This window comes from Bradyrhizobium sp. 4 (assembly GCF_023100905.1).
Lineage (GTDB): Bacteria > Pseudomonadota > Alphaproteobacteria > Rhizobiales > Xanthobacteraceae > Bradyrhizobium.
In genome coordinates this window covers 1,583,760-1,608,195 of the sequence record NZ_CP064686.1, presented here as the reverse complement: position 1 = coordinate 1,608,195, position 24,436 = coordinate 1,583,760, and the positions used below count along the sequence as shown (strand labels likewise).

The window sequence follows — 24,436 nt, the reverse complement described above, 5'->3', positions numbered from 1 at the left end:
GCAAGAGGGAACTCCGCAACGGCGAGAGCAATTATCAGGCCACCCGCTTGATGGCATCGCCGAGGATCGACACGATATCGTCGATGTGGCTCTTCTCGACGATGAGCGGAGGCGACAGCGCAAAGCTATCGCCGCTCATGCGGAAGTACAGCCCGCGATTGAAGCAGTCGACCATGACGTCGTAGCCACGCACGCCGACCGTACCGTCACGCGGCGACAACTCGACCGCGCCCATCAGGCCGCAATTGCGGATGTCGACGACATTGGGCAAGCCTTTCAGCGAATGCAGCGCATCGCGCCAATATTCGGAGATCGACGCACCGCGGGTCAGCAGGCCTTCGTCCTTGTAGATGTCGAGCGTGGCGATGCCCGCGGCGCAGGCGACCGGATGCGCCGAATAGGTGTAGCCGTGGAACAGCTCCATCGCGTTCTCCGGGCCGACCATCAGGCCGTCGTGAACCTTGCGGCTCGCGAACACGGCGCCGCAGGGAATGGTGCCGTTGGTGATGCCCTTGGCCGTCGTCATCATGTCAGGCGTGACGCCGAAGAAATTGGCGGCGAACGGCGTGCCGAGCCGGCCGAAGCCGGTGATGACCTCGTCGAAGATCAGGAGGATGCCGTGCTTGTCGCAGATCTCGCGCAGGCGCTGGAGATAGCCCTTCGGCGGCGGCAACACCGCAGTCGAGCCCGGCACCGGCTCGACGATGACGGCAGCAATGGTCTCGGCGCCGTGCAGGGCCACCAGCCGCTCGAGATCATCGGCGAGCTCGGCGCCATGCTCGGGCTGATCCTTGGCGAAGGCGTTGCGGGTGAGATCGTGGGTGTGGCGGATGTGGTCGACGCCCGGCAGCAGGGTGGCGAAGGCGCGGCGGTTGGCGACCATGCCGCCGACCGAGGTGCCGCCGAATCCGACGCCGTGATAGCCGCGCTCGCGGCCGATCAGGCGGGTGCGGCTCGCCTGGCCGTTGGCGCGATGATAGGCGAGCGCGATCTTCAGCGCGGTGTCGACCGACTCGGAGCCGGAATTGGTGAAGAAGATGCGATCGAGGCCCTTCGGCGCGATCTCGGCCAGACGCTCGGCGAAGTCGAATGCCAGCGGATGGCCCATCTGGAACGACGGTGCGAAATCCAGCGTCATCAGCTGGCGCTCGACGGCGGCGGCGATCTGCTTGCGGCCGTGGCCGGCATTGACGCACCAGAGGCCGGCGGAGGCATCGATCACCTTGCGGCCGTCGACAGTGGTGTAGTGCATGCCTTCGGCCGAGGAGAACAGGCGGGGCGCCTTCTTGAACTGCCGGTTGGCCGTGAACGGCATCCAGAACGAGTCGGTCTTGATCGTGTTCGGAATCTGATGAAGGGTCACGGGCCACGCTCCTTTGCTGACCTGGTACCAGAGGCACGGCTTGAAAAGCGCAACAAGTCCTTTTCTGATGATCTGCAAGCCATTGATTTGACTAGGCCCGCCGGTTCATATTTGCGCGATCCGCAACACTTGCAACACGGGCCAGGGACATGAGCGTCGATATCGGTGGACGGCTGCGATTCATCCGGGCGCGCCAGAAGCTGTCGCAGCGCGAACTCGCCAAACGCGCCGGCGTCACCAATTCGACGATCTCGCTGATCGAATCCAACCAGATGAACCCGTCGGTGGGGGCGCTGAAGCGCATCCTCGACGGCATCCCGATGGGGCTCGCCGAGTTCTTCGCGCTGGAGCCCGAGAGCCGGCGCAAGATCTTCTACCGCGGCGAAGAGCTGACTGAGGTCGGCAAGAAGCCGATCTCCTATCGGCAAGTCGGCGACAATCTGTTCGGTCGCAGCCTGCAGATCCTGAAGGAGCGCTACGAGCCCGGCAGCGACACCGGACGCGTTCACCTCGTCCATGACGGCGAAGAAGGCGGCATCGTGATTTCAGGAAAGCTCGAAGTCACCGTCGAGGACGAGCGCCGCATCCTCAATCCGGGCGATGCCTATTACTTCGAGAGCCGTCGCCCGCATCGTTTCCGCTGCGTCGGCGGCAAGCCGTGCGAGGTGATCTCGGCCTGCACACCGCCGACGTTTTGAAGTTGTCCGCAATCCTACGGAGCCACCGGTATCTTACGGAGGTTGAGCCATCTCAATTTCCGCAGCCTGATCCTCTATATGTTTCAAGCCGTAGCCAAGCAGCCTCCGCTTTCCGGAGCCGCTTCGTAACAGGGCTCGCTATGAAGATCACGCTCGCAAATGCAGAGGCCGCGCTCGATGAAGTGCAGCGCGACAGCGACAAGCTCCATTCGGAGGAGCTGCGCAAGACCATCGCGAATTACATCGAGTCGCAGCGAGAGGCTCTCAAGGCTCTTCGCAAGAAGCTGCACTAGCAGGCGGGGAGCGAGACGGGCTCGCCCGCCGCTGCTTGAAGGCTACGTCAGCAACTCCTCGATCCGGATCGGGAAGCGGCGGACACGCACGCCCGTCGCATGCCAGACGGCGTTAGCGACTGCCCCTGCACTGCCGGTGATGCCGATCTCGCCGACACCCTTGATGCCGAGCGCGTTCACGTGCGGATCGTGCTCATCGACCGTGATCACGTCGAGCGGCGGCACGTCGGCATTCACCGGGATATGGTACTCGCCGAGATTGGCGTTCATGATCCGGCCGGTGCGGCGGTCGGTGATGGCTTCCTCGTGCAAGGCGAAGGACAGGCCCCAGATCATGCCACCGAACAGCTGGCTCTGCACCATGCGCGGGTTGACGATCCGTCCCGCGGCGAAAGCGCCGACCATGCGGGTGACGCGGACCTGGCCGAGTTCGGGATCGACCTTCACCTCCGCGAACACCGCGCCATGGGCGTGCATCGCATACTCCTCCATCGCCGTCGGATTCGGCGCGCCGGTGCCACGCGCCTCGACCTCGGCCACGCCTGCGCGCGCAAGAATCTCGGAGTAGCTTTCGCCGCGGCTCTCGTCGTCGCGCCGGATCAACCTGCCATCGCGCGCGATCACGCCGGCGTTGGCGGCGCCGAACAGCGGCGAGCGCTCATCGCTGGTGGCGAGATCGGCGAGTTTCGCAATCACGGCCGCGCCTGCGCTGTGGATCGCGGCACCCGCGGTTGCCGTGTGGGCGGAGCCGCCGGCAATGCCGGCATCGGGCAGGTCGGACGTCCCCGCCTTGAACTCGACGCGGTCGATATCAAGCCCGAGTTCGTCGGCCGCGATCTGCGCCAGCGCCGTCCAGGCGCCCTGCCCCATGTCATGCGCGCCGATCTCCATGGCGCCGGAACCGTCGCGGCGAAGCACCGCACGTGCCTCGGCCTGGAACATGAGCGCCGGGAAAGTCGCGGTGCCCATGCCCCAGCCAACCAGAAGACCATCATCGTCGCGCATCTGCCGCGGCTGGAGCGGTCGCTTCGCCCAGCCGAAGCGCGCAGCGCCTTGCTCGTAGCAGGCCCGCAGCGCCTTGGACGAGAACGGTTTGCCGGTGATGGGCTCGACCTCGGCATAGTTCTTCAGACGAAAGGCGAGCGGATCGAGGCCGCAGGCCCAGGCCATCTCGTCGATCGCGCTTTCCAGAGCGATCGAGCCGGTCGCCTCGCCGGGCGCGCGCATGAACAAAGGCGTACCCGTGTTGACACGCACGGCATCATGCGAGGTGCGGATCGCAGGTGCCGCATAGAGCGTGTGCGAGGCATCGGCCGCGGGCTCGTAGAAATCGTCGAATGTGCTCGACACGGTGCGCGCATGGTGATCGAGCGCGGTCAGGCGCCCCTCGCCATCGGTGCCGATGCGCAGCCGCTGCCGCGTCGGCGCGCGATGGCCGACCGGGCCGTACATCTGCTCGCGGCGCAGCACCAGCTTGACCGGTTTGCCGACGAGCTTTGCCGCCATGATGCCGAGGACCGGCGGGCCGGCCATGAGTCCCTTCGAGCCGAACCCGCCGCCGAGGAACGGGCTGCGGATGTGGATCTTGTCGTGCGCGATGCCGAACAATTCGGCAACACGCGCCAGCGACAGCATGAGACCCTGCGTCGGCATGTCGATCTGCAGATTGTCGCCATCCCAGGCAGCCACGATCGCATGCGGCTCCATTGCATTGTGATACTGCGGCGGCGTTTCGTAGACCGCGTCGATACGCTTCTCGGCCGACGCAAGTCCCGCCTCCACATCGCCGCGATGATTTTCCGTGGGGTTGCCGACGCCGACGACCGGCGGCACGAAGCTTTCACCCGCATCGAGCCCAATGAGCGCAGGCAGCGTCTCGTAGCGCGGCGCCAGCAGCGCGGCGCCTTCCGTGGCCGCCTCGAGCGTTTCGGCAATCACGACCGCGATCGGCTGGTTGGCGTAGCGGACCTCGTTGCTCTGCAGGACCTCCATCCGGAATACGAATGGATTGGTCTTGATCTCGGGGTCGATCGCGAGCTCAGGCTTGTGGTCTGACGTCATGACATCGACGACGCCGGGGTGGCGCTTGGCAGCGCTGACATCGAGCGAGGTCACGCGGCCGCGCGAAATGCTGGCGACGGCCATTACCGCAAACAGCATGCCGGGCGGATGATTGTCGGCGGCGTAGGTCGCCTGGCCCTTGACCTTGAGGACCCCGTCGCGGCGGGTCAACGGCTGGCCGATGTTCGAGCCGTGACGCAGATGAACGGGCGCGCTGGTGAGATTAAGTTCGGGCATGAATGGCTCCGGACGTCGAGGCAAAGGGAGAGGCCGGCAGCGCGGGGATGCGCACGGGCGTACCGGCGGCAGCGAGGCTCAGCGCGCGCACGATGATGCGGCGCGCGAGCTCGATCTTGAAGGCGTTGTCGCCGGACGGTTTTGCGTCGGCGAGCGCGCGCGAGGCGGCTTCCTGGAAAGCGTCCACCGTGGGCGCGACGTTCCTGAGCACGTCCTCCCCAGCGCGGGCGCGCCAGGGCTTTGCGGCGACACCGCCGAGCGCAAGCCGCGCCTCCGCGATCTTGCCGTTCTCGATCCGCAGCGCGGCCGCAGCCGAGACGACGGCAAACGCGTAGGACGTTCGATCGCGGACCTTGAGATAGCGCACATGCGCGGCAAAGCCCCGCGCAGCGGGCGGCAGACGCACCGCCACGATCAGATCCCCCGGTTCAAGCGCCGATTCACGCTCGGGCGTATCTCCGGGCAGGCGATGAAGTTCGTCGAGCGCGATCTCGCGGCGCCCGCTCCTGCCTTCGATCTCGACGATGGCGTCAAGCGCGACCAAGGGTACGCAGAAGTCGGATGGATGCGTTGCGATGCAGTTTTCGCTCCAGCCGAGCACGGCGTGGGTGCGGTTCTCGCCGTCACGCGCGTCGCAACCGCTGCCGGCCTCGCGCTTGTTGCAGCGGCTGGCGGTGTCATAGAAATACGCGCAGCGGGTCCGTTGCAGCAGATTGCCGCCGACGGTCGCGGCATTGCGCAATTGCGCCGATGCGCCGGAGAGCAGCGCTTCGGCGACGGCCGGATAGGACTTTGCGAAGTCGGCGTCATGCGCAAGGTTGGCGTTGCTCACCAGTGCGCCGATACGCATACCACCGTCGGCGAGACGCTCGATTCGATCGAGGCCGTCGAGATGGGTGACGTCAACCAGACGATCCGGACGGCTGACGCCGCCCTTCATCAGATCGAGCAGATTAGTGCCGGCGGCGAGATAGGCGGCACCCGGCTGCGCGGCGGCGGCGACGGCCTCGGCGACCGTGGCCGGCCTGACGTAATCAAACTGCTTCATGCGGAGCGCCTCTGGTTGGATTCGTCCATGCCGGCCTGCGCGTCGAGCACGGCATCGACGATGCCGGCATAGGCGCCGCAGCGGCACAGATTGCCGCTCATGCATTCGCGAATGCGCTCGGGATCGTTGCCGGCCTGCGCCTCGCTCATCATGCCGATCGCGCTCATGATCTGGCCGGGCGTGCAGAAGCCGCACTGAAATCCGTCATGGGCGATGAAGGCGGCCTGCACGGGGTGAAGTTGCTCGCCGCGCGCGATGCCTTCGATTGTGAGGATGTCGGCGCCGTCATGACTGATCGCGAGCGCGAGGCAGGAGTTGATGCGCTTGCCGTCGACGAGAATGGTGCAGGCGCCGCATTGGCCGCGGTCGCATCCCTTCTTGGTTCCGGTCAGATGGAGGCGCTCACGCAGGAGATCGAGCAGCGTGACGCGCGGATCGTCGAGGACGAAGTCGCGCCGCGCACCGTTCACGGTGAGGCTGATGGAGTGGTTCATATAAGGCTCCGATCAGATATGGACATGAGTGATCGCGCAGCGCGCCACCGCCGTGGCCGCCGTCGACATGCGCTCCGAACATCGGCAACGACTTCAGCGAAGATACGGAGGCAGCCTCCGCTTAACAAGGGCCGGCGGGAAATATTTGGAATTCGTCAAAAGCCCGTGCGCATCAACGCGATGCAGCCCCGTAAGGGTTCAATCTAACCAATTCGTGATCTACATTGCGTGGATGGACGACCACACCACCGACCAGACCCGGAAGCCCCGCGCCGATGCCGTGCGCAATCGCGAGCGCGTGCTTGAGGCGGCAAAGGCCGTGTTCAACGCGGGTGGTCCCGAGGCGAGCCTGGAGGCGGTGGCAAAACGTGCCGGCGTCGGCATCGGCACGCTCTATCGGCATTTCCCGACGCGCGAGGATTTGTTCGAGGCGGTGTACCGGCGCGAGGTCGAACAGCTCAGCGAGCTCGCCGAGCAGTTGAAGAACGGGGACCCGGTCGATGCGCTCAGGCGCTGGCTGCACTCAGGCGTCGAGTTCGTTGCCACCAAAAAGGGCATGGTCGCAGCCTTGGCACTCGCGGTGCAGAGCGGGTCGGAGTTGCATGCCTTTTCCTTTGAGCGCCTGACCAAGGCGATCGGCTCGCTGCTCGATCGCGCAGCCGCGGCCGGCGCGATGCGCGCAGACATAAGTCCTGAGGACTTGCTGCGCGCGTTCTTCGGCATGTGCTACATGCACGACCAGCCCGGCTGGCAATCCTCGGTGCTGCGGATGCTCGACGTGTTCGTCGACGGGTTGCGGGTGCAGCCTGTCGTGAAGGCTAAGGTCCGCGCGGCCGCAAAGCCCGCGAAGCCGGCTGCAAAGCGGAACCGATAGCGTCACCCTGTCAGGATCGGCCTCAGTGCCTCGCGGTGATGCACGATGAAGTCGAAGAAGGCCGCGATCCGCGGTACACGCCGGAGATCGGGATGCGTCAGGATGCGCCAGCTTCGCGTCAATTCCGGAATCGGGCCAAGGACGCACACGAGATCGGCTTCGGCATCGCCGAGCGCGACGGGAAGCGGACCGATGCCGACGCCGGATTTGATCGCGGAAACGAGGCCAAGCACGCTGTTGACGCGCGCAGCCATCTGAGCATTGGGCGCGACCTCCTTCAGCCATGTGACGGCGCGGTGCTTGGAGAGGGATTCGTCCAGCCCGACCAGCAAATGAGACGTGAGGTCCTCGACACGATCCGGGCTGCTGTGCCGGTGAAGATAGTCGCGGCTGGCGTAAACCGCCCAGATCGACTCGGCGATCTTGCGTCCGACCAGCTCGTCGTCGGTATCGCCCGAGCGAAAAGCGATATCGACCTCGCCCTTCGACAGATCGAGATAGCCATCGCTCATCACGAATTCGACCCGCAGCGAGGGATGCAGCGTGTGAAAGTCGCCGACGAGGCCGGACTGGATGAGCCGGGCGACAATCGGCTCGGGACAGGTGACGCGGATCACACCCTTCATGTCCTGCTCGGCGTCAGCCGTCCGACGCTGGAAGTCATCAATGGTGGCTTCGACCCGTTCGGCATAGGGCAGCATGATGTGACCGAATTCGGTGAGGCGGTAGCCGCTCGGCTGACGCATCACCAGTGCGCGGCCGACCCGCCGCTCCAGCTCCTCAAGCCGCCGCTGCACGGTCGACTGGCTGAGGCCGAGCGCCTTGCCGGCGGCAATGGTGCTGCCATGCCGCGCGACCGCCAGGAAATATTTGAGGTCGTTCCAGTCGAACATGGAGCGATTATGCACTTCTGCGGCCGCCGGCCGCAATGTTGCGGCTGCCGGGCCCGAACCGCGGCACCTAGGTTGGTGTCTTCAGCGACTTTAGAATGGAGACTTTGGATGCGCCCCCATTTCACTTTCGGCGCCGTAATCGTTCTGGGATGGTCGACCGCAGCCACTGCGCAGGACCATCGGACACAGGACATCGCCAAACCGAATCTGGTGCTTCAACAAGTGGTTGAGGGCTTGCCGAAGGACGAGAAGCAGTCCGTGCGGGTGATGACCGCGTCGTTCAAGCCGGGCGACAAGACGGTCCATCATACCCACCGCTTCCCGGTGACCGTCTACGTGCTGGAAGGCGCCTTCACACTCGAACTCGAGGGCAAGCCGCCGCTGACGGTCAAGGCCGGCGAGGCAATGGTGGAACCGCCGAACGTGGCGATGACCGGCTACAATCGGACGACGGGCGAGACCAGGGTCGTGATCTTCTATGTCAGCGCGGTCGACACGCCTTTCCTCGACCCGCTGTCGCATTAGGCTGTTTGCCCGAACATCCGCGTGGCGATATCCTCGCTGACCGGGATGACCAAGCGAGGTTTTGCCATGCGTGTGCTCCTTGTCCTGATTTTTGCGCTGCTGGCTGGCGCTTCAGCACGCGCCGACGATGTCGCGACGGCACAGGATATCATCCGCGCCCAGGAGCAGGCATTCGGCCGCGACGACGCGCGCGCGGCCTACTCCTACGCCGCGCCGGCGATCCGGGAGATCTTCCCCGCGCCCGACATCTTCATGTCCATGGTGCAAAACGGCTACCCGCCGGTCTATCGGCACAAGAGCTTTGAATTTGGCGACAGCAAGAGCGAGGGCAGCCGCATTGCCCAGCACGTCCATATCATCGATGCCAATGGCGAAGCCTGGGAAGCGCTCTACACGCTCGAGCAGCAGGCGGACGGCAGCTACAAGATCACGGGTTGTTCGCTGCTGAAGGCGGGACAGGCAGTCTAGGTCGCAAAACCCGGGCCGGTCCTGACGGCATTCATCCGCGAGCGGATCAGCAGCGTCAACACGATGCCGATATTGAGTGCGTTCCACGCCACGCCGTTGGTGAACGCCGCTGCGTAGGAGCCCGTGGCGTCGAAGATGACGCCCGAGACCCAGCCGCCGAACGACATGCCGAACACGGACGCGAAGATCACGATGCCGACTCGGGTTGCGGCCTCGCTCGCAGGCATCGCCTCGCGCACGATGATGGCATAGCTCGGCACGATGCCGCCCTGGAACAGGCCGAACATCGCGGAGATCAGATAGAGCGAGGTCAGGCTGTCAAAGAACAGGTAGAATACGAGCGCGAAGCCCTGCGCCAGCGCACCGATCAGAAGCGTCGGGATGCCGCCGATCTTGTCGGCGAGATAGCCCGAGCCGATCCGGCTGACGATGCCGCAGGCCATCATCAGCGACAGCATCTCGGCGCCGCGCGCCACGCCATATCCGAGATCGCCGCAATAGGCGACGATATGCACTTGCGGCATTGCCATGGCGACGCAACAGGAAATGCTGGCGATCGAGAGCAGCACCGTCAGCGTGTTGGTCGAGAGCTTGAGGTCGACCCGCGGCGGCGCTGCATTGGCATGATCGTGAACCTTGTCGTGGCCCATCTGCGCGCGCAGGACCAGCACCAGGATGGTCATCAGGCTGACGCAGACGAGGCCGATGCCGATATGAGTGAAGCGCCAGCCGATCGTCTGCATGCCCGTGCTCACGAGCGGCGGCCACATCGTGCCGGCGACATAATTGCCGCTGGCGACGATGGTCACGGCCAGGCCGCGATAGCGCTCGAACCAGTGCGAGGCCTCCGCCATCAGCGGCGCGAAGGTCGCGGAGGTGCCGAGCCCGATCAGGAAATACGCCGCCACGAACTGCCAGAGCTGGGTGGACAGACCCGCCAGCACATTGGCGACCCCGAGGAAGGCGATGCTGATCGCCATCGCCGCCACGATGCCGAACCGGTCGGTGATCCTGCCGGCGATGACGCCGCCAAGCCCGAAGCCGAACATCATCAGGGTGAAAGCCAGCGACACCGCACCGCGCGTCGCGGAGAATTCGGCCTGCACCGCGGGAATCATGACGACGATCGCCCACATGCCGACGCCGCCGATCGAGCCGATCAGAAGCGCAATGACGAGGCGCATCCAGGCCTGACGCGAATCAGGGGTGAATGCTTCGGGTGTTTGTCCTGATTGATTTGGTGCGTGCACGGGCGGGACCATGGCCCGCGGATCACCACAGGGTCAACCATTGTGGCGCGATATTGGGCATGCACGGTGCACTGCGGTAAGATGGAGCTTGGCGAACGCGCGTTTTGTCATTATTTTGCAAATCAGCGCGTGCAACATTGCCGCGCGAAGAGCATGTCGGCGGAATGTTGCTGCGATTGACACGATCGATGCGGATCAGGGTGGGGCGCGTCATTGCCCTCGCCTATCTGTTCTGCGTGCTCGCGCCGGCCGCAAGCCTCGCCTGGGGTAGCGCTCCAGCACCGTGCCTCGACGACGCGCTTGTCGCCGACCGCGTGCCGGTGCATCACCAGATGCAGGCCGGCCACACGCATGACGGCGCCTCGCATGACCACGCCGGGCCGCATGCGCATCACCAGGCCGCCGCGCAGGACGCGCCCCCGGCCCCTCATCATCACGGCGGCAAGGGTACGGCGGGACCGTGCTGCGCGATGATGTGCGTGAGCGCGTTGCCGGCCGACCTGCCCAGCGTCGCAAAGCCGCTTCAGCCGGTTTCCGCCTGCTCGCCCGAGATCGTGGCCAGCCTGCACAGCGCGGCGCCGCCCCTGCACTACCGCCCTCCCATCGCCTGATCTGACACGCGACGACGTCAGGCCGAGCGCGCATCTGCGCGCGAGCCTGTGGTCTCCAGACAGATCAGGGATGACTCATGCTTACGCTTTCCGGGGCGAAGTCCGCCGCTGCATTCGCGGCGCGGGGACGACACTTTCGATTCAATTGGCCGCTGCTGGCCGCGACTGCATTGGCGTTATCCGGCTGCATGCCGGCAACGACACGAGTCGCCGGCGCTGATCCTGCCGATCCCACGGCCAAGGTCGCGCGCGCCGGCTATCGTTCGACGATTGCGCCCTACACCAGCCTGCGGCCCGCGACGCCGGCACCCTGGCGCGAGCGCAACGAGAGCGTCGCGCCGCAACCCAAACAAGACCGGTAGGAGCGCGCCATGACACACCGTCTCGCGCCAAGCCTGCTCGTTCTTGCCTCGCTCGGCTTGTCGGGCTGTGCGGCCTTCTCGCCCGACAGCGGCATGAATGCCGTCTCGGAGCTGACGAGCCAGACCATCAAAAAGGATGTCGCCTTCGTGCGGACGGCCGAGGGAGCCGGCGCGGTCGACGCGCGCGCTCGCCAGTTGCTGTCGCGAACACTCAGCGTCGAGACCGCCGTGCAGATCGCACTGCTCAACAACAAGGGGCTTCAAGCCGCCTATAACGAGCTCGCGCTGGCCGAGACCGATCTCGTCGAGCAGAGCCTGCCGCCCAACCCCGTGTTCTCGGTCTCGCGGATCTCGGGCAATGGCGCCAGCGAAATCGAACGTCAAATTGTCGGCGACATCCTCGCGCTCGCCAGCCTGCCGTTCCGCTCGGAGATCGCCCGCGACCGTTTCCGCCAGGCGCAATTGCGAGCTAGCCTCGCGACGTTGCGGCTTGCCGCCGATGTCCGCCGCGTCTATTGGCGCGCCGTTGGCGGCAACGAGACGGTGGCGTTGCTGACGGATGCGAAGGCGACGGCGGAATCGACCGCACAGCTCGCGGTCAAGCTCGGCGAAACCGGCTCGATCAACAGGCTCGATCAGGCCCGTGAACAGGTGTTTTACGCCGAAACCACCGCCGACCTCGCCACCGCGCGACAGACGGCGACGAGCGCGCGCGAAAAGCTGGCGCGCCTGATGGGGCTGTGGGACGGCGGCCTCGACTTCCGGCTGCCCAATCAACTGCCGCCGCTGCCGCGCCGGCCGCAGGCTTTGCCGTCGATTGAAGCCGACGCGGTCGCCCATCGCATCGACCTGCAGATCGCGCGGCTCGAGCTGACGGCGCTGGCGAAGTCGCTGAACCTCACCGAGGCGACGCGCTTCGTGACACTGCTCGATCTCGCCGGCATCTCCCGCCGCACCCGGGATCCGGAAGGCGCGCCGTTCCGCGAGCGCGGCTTCGACGTGCAGTTTCAGATCCCCATCTTCGACGGCGGCGAGGTGCGGGTGCGGCAAGCGGCGGAGACCTACAATTTCGCCTTCAACCGGCTGACCGAACGCGCCGTGAATGTACGCTCCGAAGCGCGCGATGCTTATCGGGTCTATCGCTCCGGCTACGACATCGCCAGCCACTATCAGCGCGAGATCATCCCCTTGCGAAAGATCATCACCGAGGAGATGCAGCTCCGCTTCTCCAGCATGCAGGTCGACATTTTCGCGCTGCTCACCGAGGCGCGACAGCGGCTCGCGTCGCTGCGCGGCGCAATCGATGCCAGGCAAAGATTTTTCCTTGCCCAATCCGACTTGCAGACCGCCGTGAACGGCGGCGGCGCGCCCGCTGACGGCGACAATTCAACCACTCTCGCCGCGGCAGCGCCTGCCGATGGCGGTCACTGACATGGAGGCCAACATGTTTTCTCGCCGAGGATTTTTGGGTAGCGCCGCGCTCGCCGGCGCATCCGTCGTCAGCGGCCGCACACAGGCCGCCTCCATTCCGGAAGCCCCGCACATGGACAAGGTGGTGATGCAGCCGCCACTGCACCCGATCAGTGGGCCGGACTATCGCCCCGTCGTCACGCTGAACGGCTGGTCGCTGCCGTTCCGGATGAACGGCGACTGGAAGGAATTTCATCTCGTCGCCGAGCCCGTGGTGCGCGAATTCGCCGAGGGCATGAAGGTGAATCTGTGGGGCTATAACGGCCAGTCGCCGGGCCCGACGATCGAGGCCGTCGAGGGCGACAAGGTCCGCATCTTCGTGACCAACAGACTGCCCGAATACACCACCGTGCACTGGCACGGCATGATCATTCCCAGCGGCATGGACGGTGTCGGCGGATTGACGCAGCCGCACATCCAGCCGGGGAAAACCTTCGTCTACGAGTTCGAGATGAGGAAGAGCGGGACCTTCATGTACCACCCGCATTCCGACGAGATGGTGCAGATGGCGATGGGCATGATGGGCATGGTCGTCGTGCATCCGCGCGACCCGAGCTTTCGCCCGGTCGACCGCGACTTCGTCTTCGTCATGAGCACCTATCGCGTCGATCCCGGCACTTATCTGCCGCGCGTCAACGAGATGACTGACTTCAACATGTGGACCTGGAATGCGCGGGTGTTTCCCGGCATCGATCCGCTGCCGGTCAGGCTCGGCGACAAGGTGCGCGTGCGCATCGGCAATCTCAGCATGACCAACCATCCGATCCATTTGCACGGCCACAGCTTTGCGGTGACCTGCACCGACGGCGGCTGGATTCCGGAGAGCGCGCAATATCCGGAGACGACGACGGACGTACCGGTCGGCGCTGTCAGAGTGTTCGACGTGCTCGCCGACAACCCCGGCGACTGGGCGTTTCACTGCCACAAGTCGCATCACACCATGAATGCGATGGGACACGACATGCGCAACATGATCGGGGTGTCGCGCAAGGATCTCGCCAAGGCCGTCGGCAAGCTCGCGCCTGACGGCATGGCGATGGGCTCGACCGGCATGGCGATGGGCAACATGGAGATGCCCGCGCCCGACAACACGCTGCCGATGATGACCGGCACCGGTCAGTTCGGCCCGATCGAGATGGGCGGCATGTTCACCGTGATGAAAATCCGCGAGGGCCTCGCGCGCGACGATTATCGCGATCCGGGCCCCTACCAATTCCCGCAAGGCACCGTCGCCTACGAAGTCACGCCGCCGGCCCCGGAGCCCGTGCGGCAACAACCAGGCGGACCGCCGATGAAGAACATGAAGATGTGAGCGTTTCGATGAACCACCACCAACTGGAGACACCAATGAAGACGACGATCAAGCTCGGTCTCGCGCTGGCCGCGCTTTCCACCGCGCCGGCCTTTGCCCACGACCAGCACGGGCACGGCACCTTTTCGGCCGGCGAGCCCGGCGATCCCAAGAAGCCCGCGCGCACGATCGAGATCCTGCTGAACGAGATGGACTATGCCCCCGCCAGGATCGAGGTCAAACGCGGCGAGCAGATCCGCTTCGTGCTGCGCAACGTCGGCAAGGAGGACCATGAATTCCTGCTCGCCACCACCAAAGAGAATCTCGCGCATGCGGTGGAGATGAAGAAGCATCCGCACATGGAGCACGACGATCCCAACGGTGTCAGGCTCGCACCGAGCAAGACAGCCGAGATCCTCTGGAAGTTCAGCAAGGCCGGCACGTTCGAATTTTCCTGCCTGATACCCGACCACCGCGACTACGGCATGGTCGGCCACGTCACCGTGAAATAACGCAAGGGAGGTCACCATGAATCGCATCATCCGCATCGCCGCCGCACTGTCGCTGGCCGTCGGCCTTGCCACAGGTGCCCTGGCAGCCCAGGGCGCCGCCATCAGCGGCGAGGTCAAGAAGATCGACGAGGGCGCCGGCAAGATCACGCTCAAGCACGGGGCCGCGAAGAACCTCGGCATGGATGAACCCATGACCATGGTCTACCGCGTCAAGGACCCGGCCGTGCTCAAGCAGGTGAAGGTCGGCGACAAGGTGACCTTCGAAGCCGAGGAGGCGACTTCGGGCTATACGGTGACCCGGATGGAGAAGGCGAAGTAGGGCTACTTGCTCCGTCCGCCGATTTCGGCCCCAGACGCTTCCACAAGTCATGGCCGGGCTCGTCCCGGCCATCCACGCCTTCGGCGAGACAAGCCGGGCATGACGACTGCTTGCCTGCCAGATGGCCGAAATACCCCGGTCAGCCCCCATGCCGCAGCCTTTATTAACCGTTTGCTAACCATACACCCGGCAAGAATTGCCCAGTGGAGTCGAGTGTCGTCAGCCGCGTAGAACGGGGATTGCCCTGTGGACGCCAGTGCGGTGCCTCACTTTCGGAACGGCGGCCCTTCGGCCGCCGCGCAGACATTTGGGGCGCGCGGACGGCAGTCGCGCGGAGGGGCAGCTACCATGGTCGACGTCACCGCGGGACAGGGCGTAGGCGGCACAAACGCCGGTTTCCCCACCCTCGCCGAGATCGGCAACATCCTCAAGCGCGGCGATATCGCGCTGGCGCTCGGCGTCCTCACCATCCTGGTGGTGCTGATCCTTCCGCTGCCTGCGATCGTGCTGGACCTGTTCCTGGCGATTTCGATCACGCTCTCGATCCTGATCCTGATGACGTCGCTGTTCATCCAGGCGCCGCTGGAATTCTCCGCTTTCCCGACCGTCCTGCTGATTTCGACCATGCTGCGGCTGTCGCTGAACATGGCCTCGACCCGGCTGATCCTGTCGCACGGGCACGAGGGCACGGATGCCGCCGGTCACGTCATCGAGGCCTTCGGCAGCTTCGTGATGGGCGGCAATTTCGTCATCGGCATCATCGTTTTCGCCATCCTGATCATCGTCAACTTCGTCGTCATCACCAAGGGTTCGGGCCGCATCGCCGAAGTCGCGGCGCGCTTCCACCTCGACGCCATGCCCGGCAAGCAGATGGCGATCGACGCCGACCTCTCCGCCGGCCTGATCGACGAGGCCGTGGCCAAGCAGCGGCGCAAGGATTTGGAGGACGAGAGCGGCTTCTTCGGCGCCATGGACGGTGCCTCCAAATTCGTCCGCGGCGACGCCATCGCCGGCCTCCTGATCGTCTTCATCAACGTCGTCGGCGGCATGATCATCGGCGTGGCGCAGCAGGGCCTGTCCTTTGCCGACGCCGGCCGCAGCTACACGCTGCTGACCGTGGGTGACGGCCTCGTGACCCAGGTGCCGGCGCTGATCGTTTCGACCGCGGCCGGCCTGCTCGTCTCCAAGGCCGGCGTGTCCGGCGCCGCCGACAAGGCGCTGATGAAGCAGTTCTCCGGATATCCGCAGGCGCTGGCGATGTCCGCGGCGGTCATGCTGGTGCTGGCGGCCCTGCCGGGCATCCCGACCCTCCCCTTCCTGGCGCTCGGCTCCGGCGCCGGTGCGCTCGCCTGGCACGCCCGCAACCGCAACCGGGCAAATGCCAGGGCTGAGGAAGTTGCGAAGACCGCACCTGCGCCGGGAACGCCGGGTGCAGCCGGCTCCGCTGCGGCGGAGGAGCCGATCTCCGCGGCGTTGAAGATCGACGACCTCAAGATCGAGCTCGGCTATGCCTTGCTGCCGCTGGTCAACGGTCCCGACGGCACCGATCGCCTCACCGAGCAGATCAAGGCGCTGCGCCGCTCGCTCGCGATCGAGATGGGTTTCGTGATGCCCGCCGTGCGCATCCTCGACAACGTCCAGCTCGAAGCCAACACCTACATCATCAAGATCAAGGAGGTCGACGCCGGCACCGGCAAGATCTGGCCGAGCCAGTTCATGGTCATGGACCCCGGCGGCAGCCAGGTGCAGGTGCCCGGCATCCACACCACCGAGCCGACCTTCGGCCTGCCCGCGACCTGGGTCGATGCCAGCCTCAAGGAGGAGGCCTCGCTCAAGGGCTATACCGTCGTCGACGCCGCGACCGTGCTCTCGACCCACCTCACCGAGCTGCTCAAGGCCAACATGTCGGACCTGCTCTCCTATGGCGAGGTGCAGAAGCTGCTCAAGGAGCTGCCGAAGGAGCAAGGCGAGCTGGTCAAGGACATCGTGCCGGGACAGGTCACCGTCTCCGGCATCCAGCGTGTGCTGCAGCTGCTGCTCGCCGAGCGCATCTCGATCCGCGACCTCTCGACCATCCTCGAAGGCATCGCCGACTCGCTCGCCTTCTCGCGCAATCCGGCTACCATGGTCGAGCACGTCCGCGCCCGCCTGGCACGGCAGATCTGTGCGCAGAACACCTCTTACAGCGGGTATCTGCCGCTGATCGCGCTGTCGGCGCGGTGGGAACAAGCCTTCGCCGAATCCATTATCGGCCAGGGCGAGGAGCGAAGCCTCGCGATGCAGCCCTCGAAGCTGTCGGAGTTCATGACCGGCGTGCGCGAGGCCTTCGAGCGCGCCGCCCGCGAAGGCGAGGCCCCGGTGCTGGTCACCTCTGCGGCAATTCGTCCCTTCGTGCGTTCCCTGGTCGAGCGGTTCCGGGCCCAGACGACCGTGCTGTCGCAGGCTGAAATCCACCCCAGGGCGAGACTGAAAACGGTCGGAAGCATCTGATTTGCCTTAAGAAGCCGTGTGTTTTTTGGCCACATGCAAATGGTTTTTAAGCTTTTGGCGCCTTGCCGATCAACGGTCGGGAAGGCGCCTGACAGACACATTACAGCTTTGAAATAATTGCAAAATTGCACGATCTAGAGCCGTTTTTGATCGCGGCTTCTCACGTCCTGTCACGCTCTTGTGATCGCCTCTTGGGAACGAATCCTCCCAATACTAGGTTGTTGGGCACCGGAAGCATGAACCTGCCCAAACACGCAGGCGACTACTTCGGGTAGATGGCGGCAGGAGCCTTCCATGAACCACTCGATTTACAGCGCAGATCGCTCGACCCACCTCAAGATCGTGGTTGTCGCGCTCGTTGCCGGCATCGCGGTGGCGGGTCTCGGGATCACCGCGCGTACGAGTTCAGATGAAGGCCTGACCCAGACCGCTCGCGTCATGAAGGCCGGCAAGCCGATCGCTATCACCAGTGCGAACGTGTCCCTCGTTCGCTAAGGAGATTTGAGTTTCAGGAATTCACGCGGCTCTTTATCAGCCCCCCAAAGTCGCCACGTGGATATGTAGACGACCCCAACCCCAAGTCGACTACAGAAAGCGCCCGCCCCCCACGGGCGCTTTCTCATGTCCGGGGTATGCCGTCATCGTGAGCGCACGCGCGTCCAGCTCCGTCATTGCGAGGAGCTGTTGCGATGAAGCAATCCAAAACCCCTCCGCAGAGACATTCTGGATTGCTTCGCTACGCTCGCAATGACGAAGGAAAACGTACCGCAGTCACCCCCCAACGGGCACCGATACTACCGCGCCCCATAAGTCGGCGGCGGCGCCTGCACGGTTGGCGCAGCTGCCGCGAACAGCTCGTCCTTGCGCCCCGAGAGCGGCGGATAGATGCGCCTGCGGTTGATGGTCTGCTTGGTTGCCTTCGCGGCGGCGCCAGTGGCGCGGACTTCGCGGTCCCACCCTTCCGTATAGAGTGCGCCCCAGCCGCCGAGATCGAGCACGGTCACGTACCAGTCGATCCGGAGCGGCAGCATCGGCAGGCCCGCGAGATCGGCGACCACATTGTGGCCGGCGAAGCGGCCCATGGGACGCGCGAACTGGCAGGACATCACGGTCGGATGCAAGCCGTCGACCACGCTCGAGGCGACGTCGCCGGCCGCGAACACGCCGCCGACATCCGCGACCCGCATCATGGGATCGACCAGAAGCCGTCCAAGGCGATCGCGTGCGTCCGGGAAGCTCGCGGCCAAAGGGCTCGCGCGCATCCCCGCACACCAGATCACCGTCCGCGTCGGAATGAACTCGCCCGAGCTCAGGCGCAGGCCGGCGGCCTCGACGGAGACGACGCGGACGCCAAGCCGTGTCTCGACGTCGAGCGAGGCCAGCGCCGTCTCGATGACGGGACGCGCATGCGCGCCGATCGTGGCGCCCACCACAGGATTGGGATCGACCAGGATAATGCGGCGGCTGCCCGTGATGCCGGCGCGCGCCAGCCTGTCGGGCATCTCGGCCGCGACCTCGATGCCGGTGAAGCCGGCGCCGACCACGACGATCGTCGAGCGCCCCGGTGCGGGCACGCTGCGTCCGAGCGAGGTGAGATGATCCTCGAGGTGCAGCGCTGCTGCATAAGTGTCGACGTCGAAAGCATGCTCGGCAAGGCCGGGAATGTCGGGACGCATCACTTCGCTGCCGAGCGCCAGCACCAGCCGGTCATAAGCCAGCGTCTCGTCGCCGCCACCCGTGACCAGCGAAACCTCGCGCCGTGCCGGATCGATGGCTTCGACCTCGCCGATCCCGTGACTGACGCCGATCGGATCGAGCAGTTGCGGCAGCGGAAGCGCGACCTCGCTGAGATCGGCCTCGTAATTGCGGACGCGGATGTTGTGATACGGATTGCGATCGATGACACGAATCTCGATGTCACCGCCGGACGCGCCGATCTCTTCGCGCTTGCGTGCGGCACCGATGGCCGCCCACAGACCTGCAAACCCGGCGCCGAGCACGACGATACGCGCCATGTCCGTTGACTGCATTTCCCAAGAGAGCGACGAGGAAGCGACGAACGATCGAGCCGTCTGACCGCGCAGACAGATATAACTCATCCGGCCGGGCGGACCAACTGCGGTGGCACCGGCGCGCCGCACAAATTCTCGGCGCGCTCAGGCCTCGCGCAGTTCCGACGGCGTCGCGGCAAAGCGCTTGCGGAAAGCGCGGTTGAAATAGGACAGATCGGAGAAACCCGACGAATGCGCGATGTCGCTGATCTTGCGGGTCCTGGCGCGGGGATCGCCGAGCAGCTTGCGCGCCTGCAGCAGGCGCTGTTCCAGCACGAACTCGGTGAAGGTCGTTCCGGCCTGCTCGAACAGGCGCTGGGCCTGGCGCGGGCTCAGGCCGGAGCGCGTGGCAATCTCGGACAGGCAGAGATCGTTGCGGCCAAGCGCAGCCATCACGTCGGCGCGCATGAGATCGAGACGGGCCGCCGCATGACCTCGTCCGCGCGCGAGACTTGCATGCTCGGCGTCGGTGCCGAGCAGGAGGCCGACGAGATCGACCATGTGCTGCGCGGTGAGGCGCTGGCCGACGGCGTCGAGATGCGGCGCATGATGGGCGGCAAGGGAGTGGTAGCGCAAGATCGTCTCGGCGACCGCGCCGTCCGAGAGGACTTGCGACAGCTTGTCCTCGGCACGCGGATTGATGTCGAGCAGCGCGCGGCGCGGCATGCGGATGGTGGTGAAGCGATCTTCCTCGGTGTGACCGACGGTGCCGGTGATGCCCATGTCGACGAGCACCATCTGCGCCGGCGCAAGCTCCACCGCATGGCCGTTCTGCCCGACGCGGACGAGACCCGCATGCGCCGCGATCAGGACGAGATCGTCGCTGCCGTCGGCAAGGTGGCTTTGGGTGCGTGAATATTGCGCGGAGGCGCCTTCGGGAATGGCAAGCGCGATATTGTCGACCACGCTGACCTGGAGCCGGCAATCGATGCTGTCGCCCCGGCTCGGCCCGATATCCAGGCCGCAGGCCCCGAAAGTCCGCTCGCGCCAATGTTCGAAGGCCTGGCCGTGTGGCAATCCCGCGTATTGGTGAATGAAGATGCCCGACGTTTTCGTTGCATCCATCTGATTTCTCGCCCCTCTCCGGCACCATGATTGGCGGCGCCGACTGCAAATTCCGGGCATTTGACGCCGCGAAACGCGGAGAGGTTCAAATCGGGGGCGGATTTGGCGGGATTTGTCGGAAGACGACGGTGGGACGGACCGTGGCGACAGGTTTACGCACTTGTAGGCCCCATGGAGCAAAGCGGAATACAGGGCAGTGGTCCCGGATTGCGCTGCGCTCCATCCGAGCTACGACGATTACTTCTTGGCGGGCGCCTGCGGCTGTGACGGCGGCACGGTCTCGATCAGCTTGCCGGAAAACACCGGCGCCGAGGTCGGCTGGCCGTTCGGCGAACCGCCCGCCTGCTCGACGGTGACGGCGTAGGTCGCACCGTTGACGACGTCGGCATCGTACGAACCGAGCACCGGCCGTGCGGTGAAATCGCCGGCGCCGATCACGCCGAGCGAGCGCGGACGCGGCAGCTTGTCGGAGATCAGCCAGAGCTCGAAGCTCTTGCCGGGCTCCGGTGTCGCGCCGACCTTGCGCACCGTAAAGTTCTTGGTCGCACCGTCGATGGTGAGGATGAAGGCGGGACCTCCGCCCTGGCCCTGCAACAGCGCGACATATTGCGACGATACCGGGAGCGGCGCCGGTGTCTTCACCTCGACCGTCTGGATGCGCGCTGGCGGTCGCAAGCCGCCCGGCAGCGCGTCGGGCAGGAAGATCTGAAGCGACAGCGTCACGAGCAGCGCGGCCGCGAGCGCGCCGACGGCGGATGCGATGGTGCGCCAGCGCTTCACGCGGCCCTCGAGCCGGATCACGTTGCTGTTGTCGGCAACCGGCGGCGGTGGCGCACGCACGACATCCGGGTTCGGCGCGTGGACCTGCGGCATGAAGATCGGCACGACGTCGGGTATCGCATCGGACTCAAGTCGCGCCGCGGCGGGCTGCTTCACTTCGGGAGGCTGCGGCGGCGGTTGCTGCATAGTCTCCGACGGCACCTGCGGAGGCATGGTGTCGGGCGAGGAAAACTCCGGCACGGGTGGCGGCGGTGCTGCGTCCGGCAGCGCTGGCGGATCCTGCGCAAAGCCGGTCCGCGCGAGCTCGGAACTGATGTTCTCCCACACGATCGGACGCGGCTCGATCGAGCCGACCATCTGGTTGAGGACGCCGAGGCGGAATGCCCACGCCTGCACCAGATCGGCGAACGCCTTGTCCACCGCCATCATGGTCTCGACCTGCGCGCGCTCGCCGGCGTCGAGCGTGCCGAGCGCATATTCCGCGGCGAGCGCGATATGGTCCTCCGTATAGGCCATCACTTGCGGTCCAGACCCACCCTCACCGTACGAGCTCTCATAGCCCAAGCCTTCATGGTCCAAGCCCTCATAGCCCGAGACATTCGCGAATATCCAACATGCTGCGCCGAAGCCACGTCTTCACCGTGTTGACGGGCGCCGCGAATTTCTCCGCCAGTTGCTCGCGGCTCCAGCCGTTGTAATAGGCGAGAAGCACGAGCCTCTGACGGTCCGGCTCGAGCCGGCCGATACATTCGAGCAGCCGTCTCAATTCCTCAGTCATCTCCCGCCGCGCCAGCGGATCGGGGCTGTCGCTTGCGACTTCCATCGCCTGCGGCTCTTCCTCGATGGAGACTTCCGTCTTCTTGCGCACGATGTCGATGGCGCGGTTGCGCGCGATCGACGCCATCCAAGTGATCGGCGACGCGAGAGCGGGATTGAACTGGCCGGCGCTGTTCCAGATCTTGACGTAGGTCTCCTGAATGACCTCCTCTGCGAGATCCTGTCGGCGCAAGATACGGAGCACGACGCCATAGAGTTTCGCGCGCGTGGCGACGTAGAGGCGCTCGAACGCGGCCTGATCGCCCTGCGCCACCGCCCCAATCAGCCCGACCAGCTCTGCTGGCGTCAGCATTCAGCCCCCCAATGCGCAGCCCGTCGCGTTCCGCGCAGGCGCTGGCACTCCGCCACCATAGCGCGCGACAAAGCCGACCACCAAGGGGGCGCGGCGGCACACTGTGGACAGCACATGCAAAAACCCGGACCCATGGGGTCCGGGTTCTGCAAATTCTCGCAGGTCTGGCGGCTAGCGTCTCAGGCGACGGCGCCCATGCGGGCACGCATCAGGCCGATGCTGTCGAGATCGGCCTGCTCGCGGGCGTTTTCCTCGGCGCGTTCGCGGGCTTGATCGCGCTCGTCGAGGAGCTCGACCTTCTTCAGCTCCTCGAAGGCTTCGGCCAGTGCAGCCTTGGCTTCGTCGAGCTGGCCCTTCAGCTCGTCGGCCGAGCGGGTCAGGTTCTCGCGACGCTGGATGGCAGCCTTGGCATAGGTCGGATAGGCGAAGTGCGAGGGATCGTTGATCCCGGCGCGCTCCTGCTCGGTCGAGATCTCGCGTTCAAGATCGGTCGACATCCGCTGGAAGTCGGCGATCATGGTCTCGATCTGGCTGACCCGGCGGCGCTTCTCGTCGACCTGAAACTTCTTCAGGCGGATGAGGGTATCACGTGACTTCATCGACTCGTACTCCCCAGAAGTCCCTTGGCTGCAAGAAACACACACATTGGGACAACACCGGTCTCCCCACAGGCCCGACGGGGGCCAAGACCGGCTCTGCTACTCTGTGGGATGGGATGATGACGGGACAAAGTTAGCGTTCCGTTTCCAAATTGCCGAGGATTTGCGCCAACTGGCGGTAGCCGTCCGCCAGCGATGCATTTTCATCCTTGCGCTGGCGCAGGAAGGCCTCCAGCGGCTCGTGCAGGCGGATCGCCTCGTCGACCTCGGGGCTGGAGCCGGCGCGGTAGGCGCCCAGACGGATCAATTCCTCCATGTCGGCATAGGTCGCCATCACCGCCCGCGCCTTCTGGATGGTCGGCCAGAACTGCGGGTCGGCCGATTTCGGCATGGTGCGGGAGACGGATTTGAGGATGTTGATGGCGGGGTAGCGGCCGCGCTCGGCGATCGAGCGCTGCATCACGATGTGGCCGTCAAGGATGCCGCGGACGGCATCCGCGATCGGCTCGTTATGGTCGTCGCCATCGACCAGCACCGTGAAGATCGCGGTGATGGCGCCCTCGCCCAAGCCCGGGCCGGCGCGCTCCAGAAGCTTCGGCAGCTCGGTGAACACGGTCGGCGTGTAACCCTTGGCGGTCGGCGGCTCGCCTGCGGACAGGCCGATCTCGCGCTGGGCCATGGCAAAGCGCGTCACCGAATCCATCAGGCAAAGGACGTCCTGCTCTTCGTCGCGAAAATATTCGGCGACCGCGAGCGTCAGATACGCGGCCTGGCGGCGCATCAGCGCCGGCTCGTCGGAGGTCGCGACCACGACCACGGAACGCGCGAGGCCCTCCTCGCCGAGGTCGTCCTGCAAGAATTCCTGCACCTCGCGGCCGCGTTCGCCGATCAGCCCGATGACGCTGACGGCGGCATCGACGTTGCGCGCAAGCATCGACAGCAGCACCGACTTGCCGACGCCGGAGCCTGCGAAGATGCCCATGCGCTGGCCGCGGCAGCAGGTCAGGAAGGTGTTCATCGCGCGCACGCCGAGATCGAGCGGCGCGCCGACGCGCTTGCGCGAGTGCGCCGGCGGCGGCGAATTGCGGTACGGCATCGGCGCCGGGCCCTGCGGCAGCGGCCCCTTGCCGTCGATCGGCTCACCCAGCGCATTGACGACGCGGCCAAGCCAGGCCGCGCAAGGCCGCACCTGATTTGCGGCATTGGCGATGACGGCCTTGCAGCCGCGCCGCACGCCGTCGAGGCCGGCGAACGGCATCACGACGGCGTTGTTGCCGGAGAAGCCGATCACCTCGCAGGGGATGGAACGGTTGCCGCCGGTCTCGATCACGAGCCGCGCGCCGACCGACATCGCGTGGATCGGTCCGGCCACCTCGACCATCAGGCCGCGCACGCCGACGACACGGCCATAAATATTGATGCCGTCAATATCGCCGATCTGTTCGGCAAGAGCCTTCATTAGAGGGCCTTCATGAGGTGATCGCCTTCATAATCCGGGGCTTCGTGGCGAAAACCTTAAGTTTCGCCATATTTCTGAACGGCGCTTAACTTCG

At 65.3% G+C, this 24,436-nt stretch carries 25 protein-coding genes; 13 read left to right on the top strand and 12 right to left on the bottom strand.

Features of this window, described 5'->3' with window-relative positions; genetic code table 11:
- Positions 1-34 precede the first annotated feature (34 nt).
- Positions 35-1,363, bottom strand: coding sequence for an aspartate aminotransferase family protein (locus tag IVB45_RS07375; RefSeq protein ID WP_007600575.1), 1,329 nt, complete (start codon positions 1,361-1,363; stop codon positions 35-37).
- 149 nt (positions 1,364-1,512) lie between these two features.
- Between IVB45_RS07375 and IVB45_RS07370 the strand changes: the two genes are divergently transcribed.
- Together IVB45_RS07370 and IVB45_RS07365 are read left to right on the top strand one after the other, a co-directional pair.
- Positions 1,513-2,061: a cupin domain-containing protein gene (locus IVB45_RS07370; RefSeq protein WP_007606338.1), complete on the top strand. Its 549-nt coding sequence runs from the start codon at positions 1,513-1,515 to the stop codon at positions 2,059-2,061.
- A 140-nt stretch (positions 2,062-2,201) separates the two neighbouring features.
- Entirely contained in the window at positions 2,202-2,354 is a 153-nt protein-coding gene (locus tag IVB45_RS07365) for a hypothetical protein (RefSeq protein WP_197031157.1), read from the top strand.
- A gap of 42 nt (positions 2,355-2,396) precedes the next feature.
- On the opposite strand, the gene IVB45_RS07360 is transcribed toward IVB45_RS07365, so the two are convergent.
- The 3 genes from IVB45_RS07360 to IVB45_RS07350 are packed head-to-tail and all read right to left on the bottom strand — an operon-like array spanning position 2,397 to position 6,194.
- Positions 2,397-4,652 (bottom strand): xanthine dehydrogenase family protein molybdopterin-binding subunit, encoded by a 2,256-nt coding sequence (locus IVB45_RS07360; RefSeq protein ID WP_247357234.1) that lies wholly within the window; start codon positions 4,650-4,652, stop codon positions 2,397-2,399.
- A complete protein-coding gene (locus tag IVB45_RS07355) occupies positions 4,639-5,700 on the bottom strand; it encodes a xanthine dehydrogenase family protein subunit M (RefSeq protein ID WP_247357235.1) in 1,062 nt (353 codons plus the stop codon). Before IVB45_RS07355 ends, IVB45_RS07360 begins: the two co-directional genes overlap by 14 nt.
- On the bottom strand, positions 5,697-6,194 hold the full coding sequence (locus IVB45_RS07350; RefSeq protein ID WP_247357236.1) for a (2Fe-2S)-binding protein: 498 nt from the start codon (positions 6,192-6,194) through the stop codon (positions 5,697-5,699). The genes IVB45_RS07355 and IVB45_RS07350 overlap by 4 nt, the downstream gene beginning before the upstream one ends.
- Before the next feature lie 232 nt (positions 6,195-6,426).
- Here IVB45_RS07350 and IVB45_RS07345 point away from each other — a divergent pair, with 232 nt between their 5' ends.
- Positions 6,427-7,068, top strand: a complete 642-nt coding sequence (locus IVB45_RS07345) for a TetR/AcrR family transcriptional regulator (RefSeq protein WP_247357266.1) — start codon at positions 6,427-6,429, stop codon at positions 7,066-7,068.
- 2 nt (positions 7,069-7,070) lie between these two features.
- Here the strand turns inward: IVB45_RS07345 and IVB45_RS07340 are convergent, their stop codons facing one another.
- A complete protein-coding gene (locus IVB45_RS07340) occupies positions 7,071-7,976 on the bottom strand; it encodes a LysR family transcriptional regulator (protein WP_247282580.1) in 906 nt (301 codons plus the stop codon).
- 93 nt (positions 7,977-8,069) lie between these two features.
- Between IVB45_RS07340 and IVB45_RS07335 the strand changes: the two genes are divergently transcribed.
- Positions 8,070-8,486 carry a cupin domain-containing protein gene (locus tag IVB45_RS07335; protein ID WP_051462822.1) on the top strand — a complete coding sequence of 139 codons (417 nt, stop codon included), beginning with the start codon at positions 8,070-8,072 and terminating at the stop codon, positions 8,484-8,486.
- Positions 8,487-8,552: 66 nt separating this feature from the next.
- Complete coding sequence (locus IVB45_RS07330) at positions 8,553-8,954, top strand: DUF4864 domain-containing protein (protein WP_247357237.1); 402 nt, start codon at positions 8,553-8,555, stop codon at positions 8,952-8,954.
- Here IVB45_RS07330 and IVB45_RS07325 read toward each other — a convergent pair.
- The gene (locus IVB45_RS07325) at positions 8,951-10,216 is read right to left on the bottom strand and encodes an MFS transporter (protein ID WP_247282579.1); all 1,266 of its coding nucleotides are present in this window, start codon (positions 10,214-10,216) and stop codon (positions 8,951-8,953) included. The two genes, IVB45_RS07330 and IVB45_RS07325, sit on opposite strands and share 4 nt — an antisense overlap.
- 152 nt (positions 10,217-10,368) lie before the next feature.
- Here IVB45_RS07325 and IVB45_RS07320 point away from each other — a divergent pair, with 152 nt between their 5' ends.
- From IVB45_RS07320 to IVB45_RS07285, 8 genes are all read left to right on the top strand, one after another.
- Positions 10,369-10,815: a hypothetical protein gene (locus IVB45_RS07320; protein WP_346015293.1), complete on the top strand. Its 447-nt coding sequence runs from the start codon at positions 10,369-10,371 to the stop codon at positions 10,813-10,815.
- 77 nt (positions 10,816-10,892) lie between these two features.
- Entirely contained in the window at positions 10,893-11,177 is a 285-nt protein-coding gene (locus IVB45_RS07315; RefSeq protein WP_027568193.1) for a hypothetical protein, read from the top strand.
- A 9-nt stretch (positions 11,178-11,186) separates the two neighbouring features.
- Positions 11,187-12,608, top strand: coding sequence for a TolC family protein (locus IVB45_RS07310; RefSeq protein ID WP_247357239.1), 1,422 nt, complete (start codon positions 11,187-11,189; stop codon positions 12,606-12,608).
- Positions 12,609-12,621: 13 nt separating this feature from the next.
- The gene (locus IVB45_RS07305; RefSeq protein ID WP_247357240.1) at positions 12,622-13,959 is read left to right on the top strand and encodes a copper oxidase; all 1,338 of its coding nucleotides are present in this window, start codon (positions 12,622-12,624) and stop codon (positions 13,957-13,959) included.
- A gap of 35 nt (positions 13,960-13,994) precedes the next feature.
- Positions 13,995-14,450, top strand: coding sequence for a cupredoxin family protein (locus tag IVB45_RS07300; protein ID WP_027568196.1), 456 nt, complete (start codon positions 13,995-13,997; stop codon positions 14,448-14,450).
- Positions 14,451-14,466: 16 nt separating this feature from the next.
- Positions 14,467-14,769, top strand: coding sequence for a copper-binding protein (locus tag IVB45_RS07295; RefSeq protein ID WP_247357241.1), 303 nt, complete (start codon positions 14,467-14,469; stop codon positions 14,767-14,769).
- A 348-nt stretch (positions 14,770-15,117) separates the two neighbouring features.
- Positions 15,118-17,259 (top strand): flagellar biosynthesis protein FlhA, encoded by a 2,142-nt coding sequence (gene flhA / locus IVB45_RS07290; protein WP_247357242.1) that lies wholly within the window; start codon positions 15,118-15,120, stop codon positions 17,257-17,259.
- 294 nt (positions 17,260-17,553) lie between these two features.
- Positions 17,554-17,754, top strand: a complete 201-nt coding sequence (locus tag IVB45_RS07285; RefSeq protein ID WP_247357243.1) for a hypothetical protein — start codon at positions 17,554-17,556, stop codon at positions 17,752-17,754.
- Between the two features lie 299 nt (positions 17,755-18,053).
- Here the strand turns inward: IVB45_RS07285 and IVB45_RS07280 are convergent, their stop codons facing one another.
- The 6 genes from IVB45_RS07280 to fliI form a co-directional block, all read right to left on the bottom strand.
- The gene (locus IVB45_RS07280) at positions 18,054-19,274 is read right to left on the bottom strand and encodes an FAD-dependent oxidoreductase (protein ID WP_247357244.1); all 1,221 of its coding nucleotides are present in this window, start codon (positions 19,272-19,274) and stop codon (positions 18,054-18,056) included.
- 141 nt (positions 19,275-19,415) lie between these two features.
- Positions 19,416-20,375: an AraC family transcriptional regulator gene (locus tag IVB45_RS07275; protein WP_027568199.1), complete on the bottom strand. Its 960-nt coding sequence runs from the start codon at positions 20,373-20,375 to the stop codon at positions 19,416-19,418.
- A gap of 237 nt (positions 20,376-20,612) precedes the next feature.
- Complete coding sequence (locus IVB45_RS07270; RefSeq protein WP_247357245.1) at positions 20,613-21,671, bottom strand: anti-sigma factor; 1,059 nt, start codon at positions 21,669-21,671, stop codon at positions 20,613-20,615.
- A 67-nt stretch (positions 21,672-21,738) separates the two neighbouring features.
- On the bottom strand, positions 21,739-22,284 hold the full coding sequence (locus IVB45_RS07265; protein ID WP_027568201.1) for a sigma-70 family RNA polymerase sigma factor: 546 nt from the start codon (positions 22,282-22,284) through the stop codon (positions 21,739-21,741).
- 179 nt (positions 22,285-22,463) lie between these two features.
- Positions 22,464-22,883 carry a flagellar export protein FliJ gene (fliJ, locus tag IVB45_RS07260; RefSeq protein ID WP_007600546.1) on the bottom strand — a complete coding sequence of 140 codons (420 nt, stop codon included), beginning with the start codon at positions 22,881-22,883 and terminating at the stop codon, positions 22,464-22,466.
- A gap of 133 nt (positions 22,884-23,016) precedes the next feature.
- On the bottom strand, positions 23,017-24,342 hold the full coding sequence (gene fliI, locus IVB45_RS07255; RefSeq protein WP_106946294.1) for a flagellar protein export ATPase FliI: 1,326 nt from the start codon (positions 24,340-24,342) through the stop codon (positions 23,017-23,019).
- Positions 24,343-24,436 lie beyond the last annotated feature (94 nt).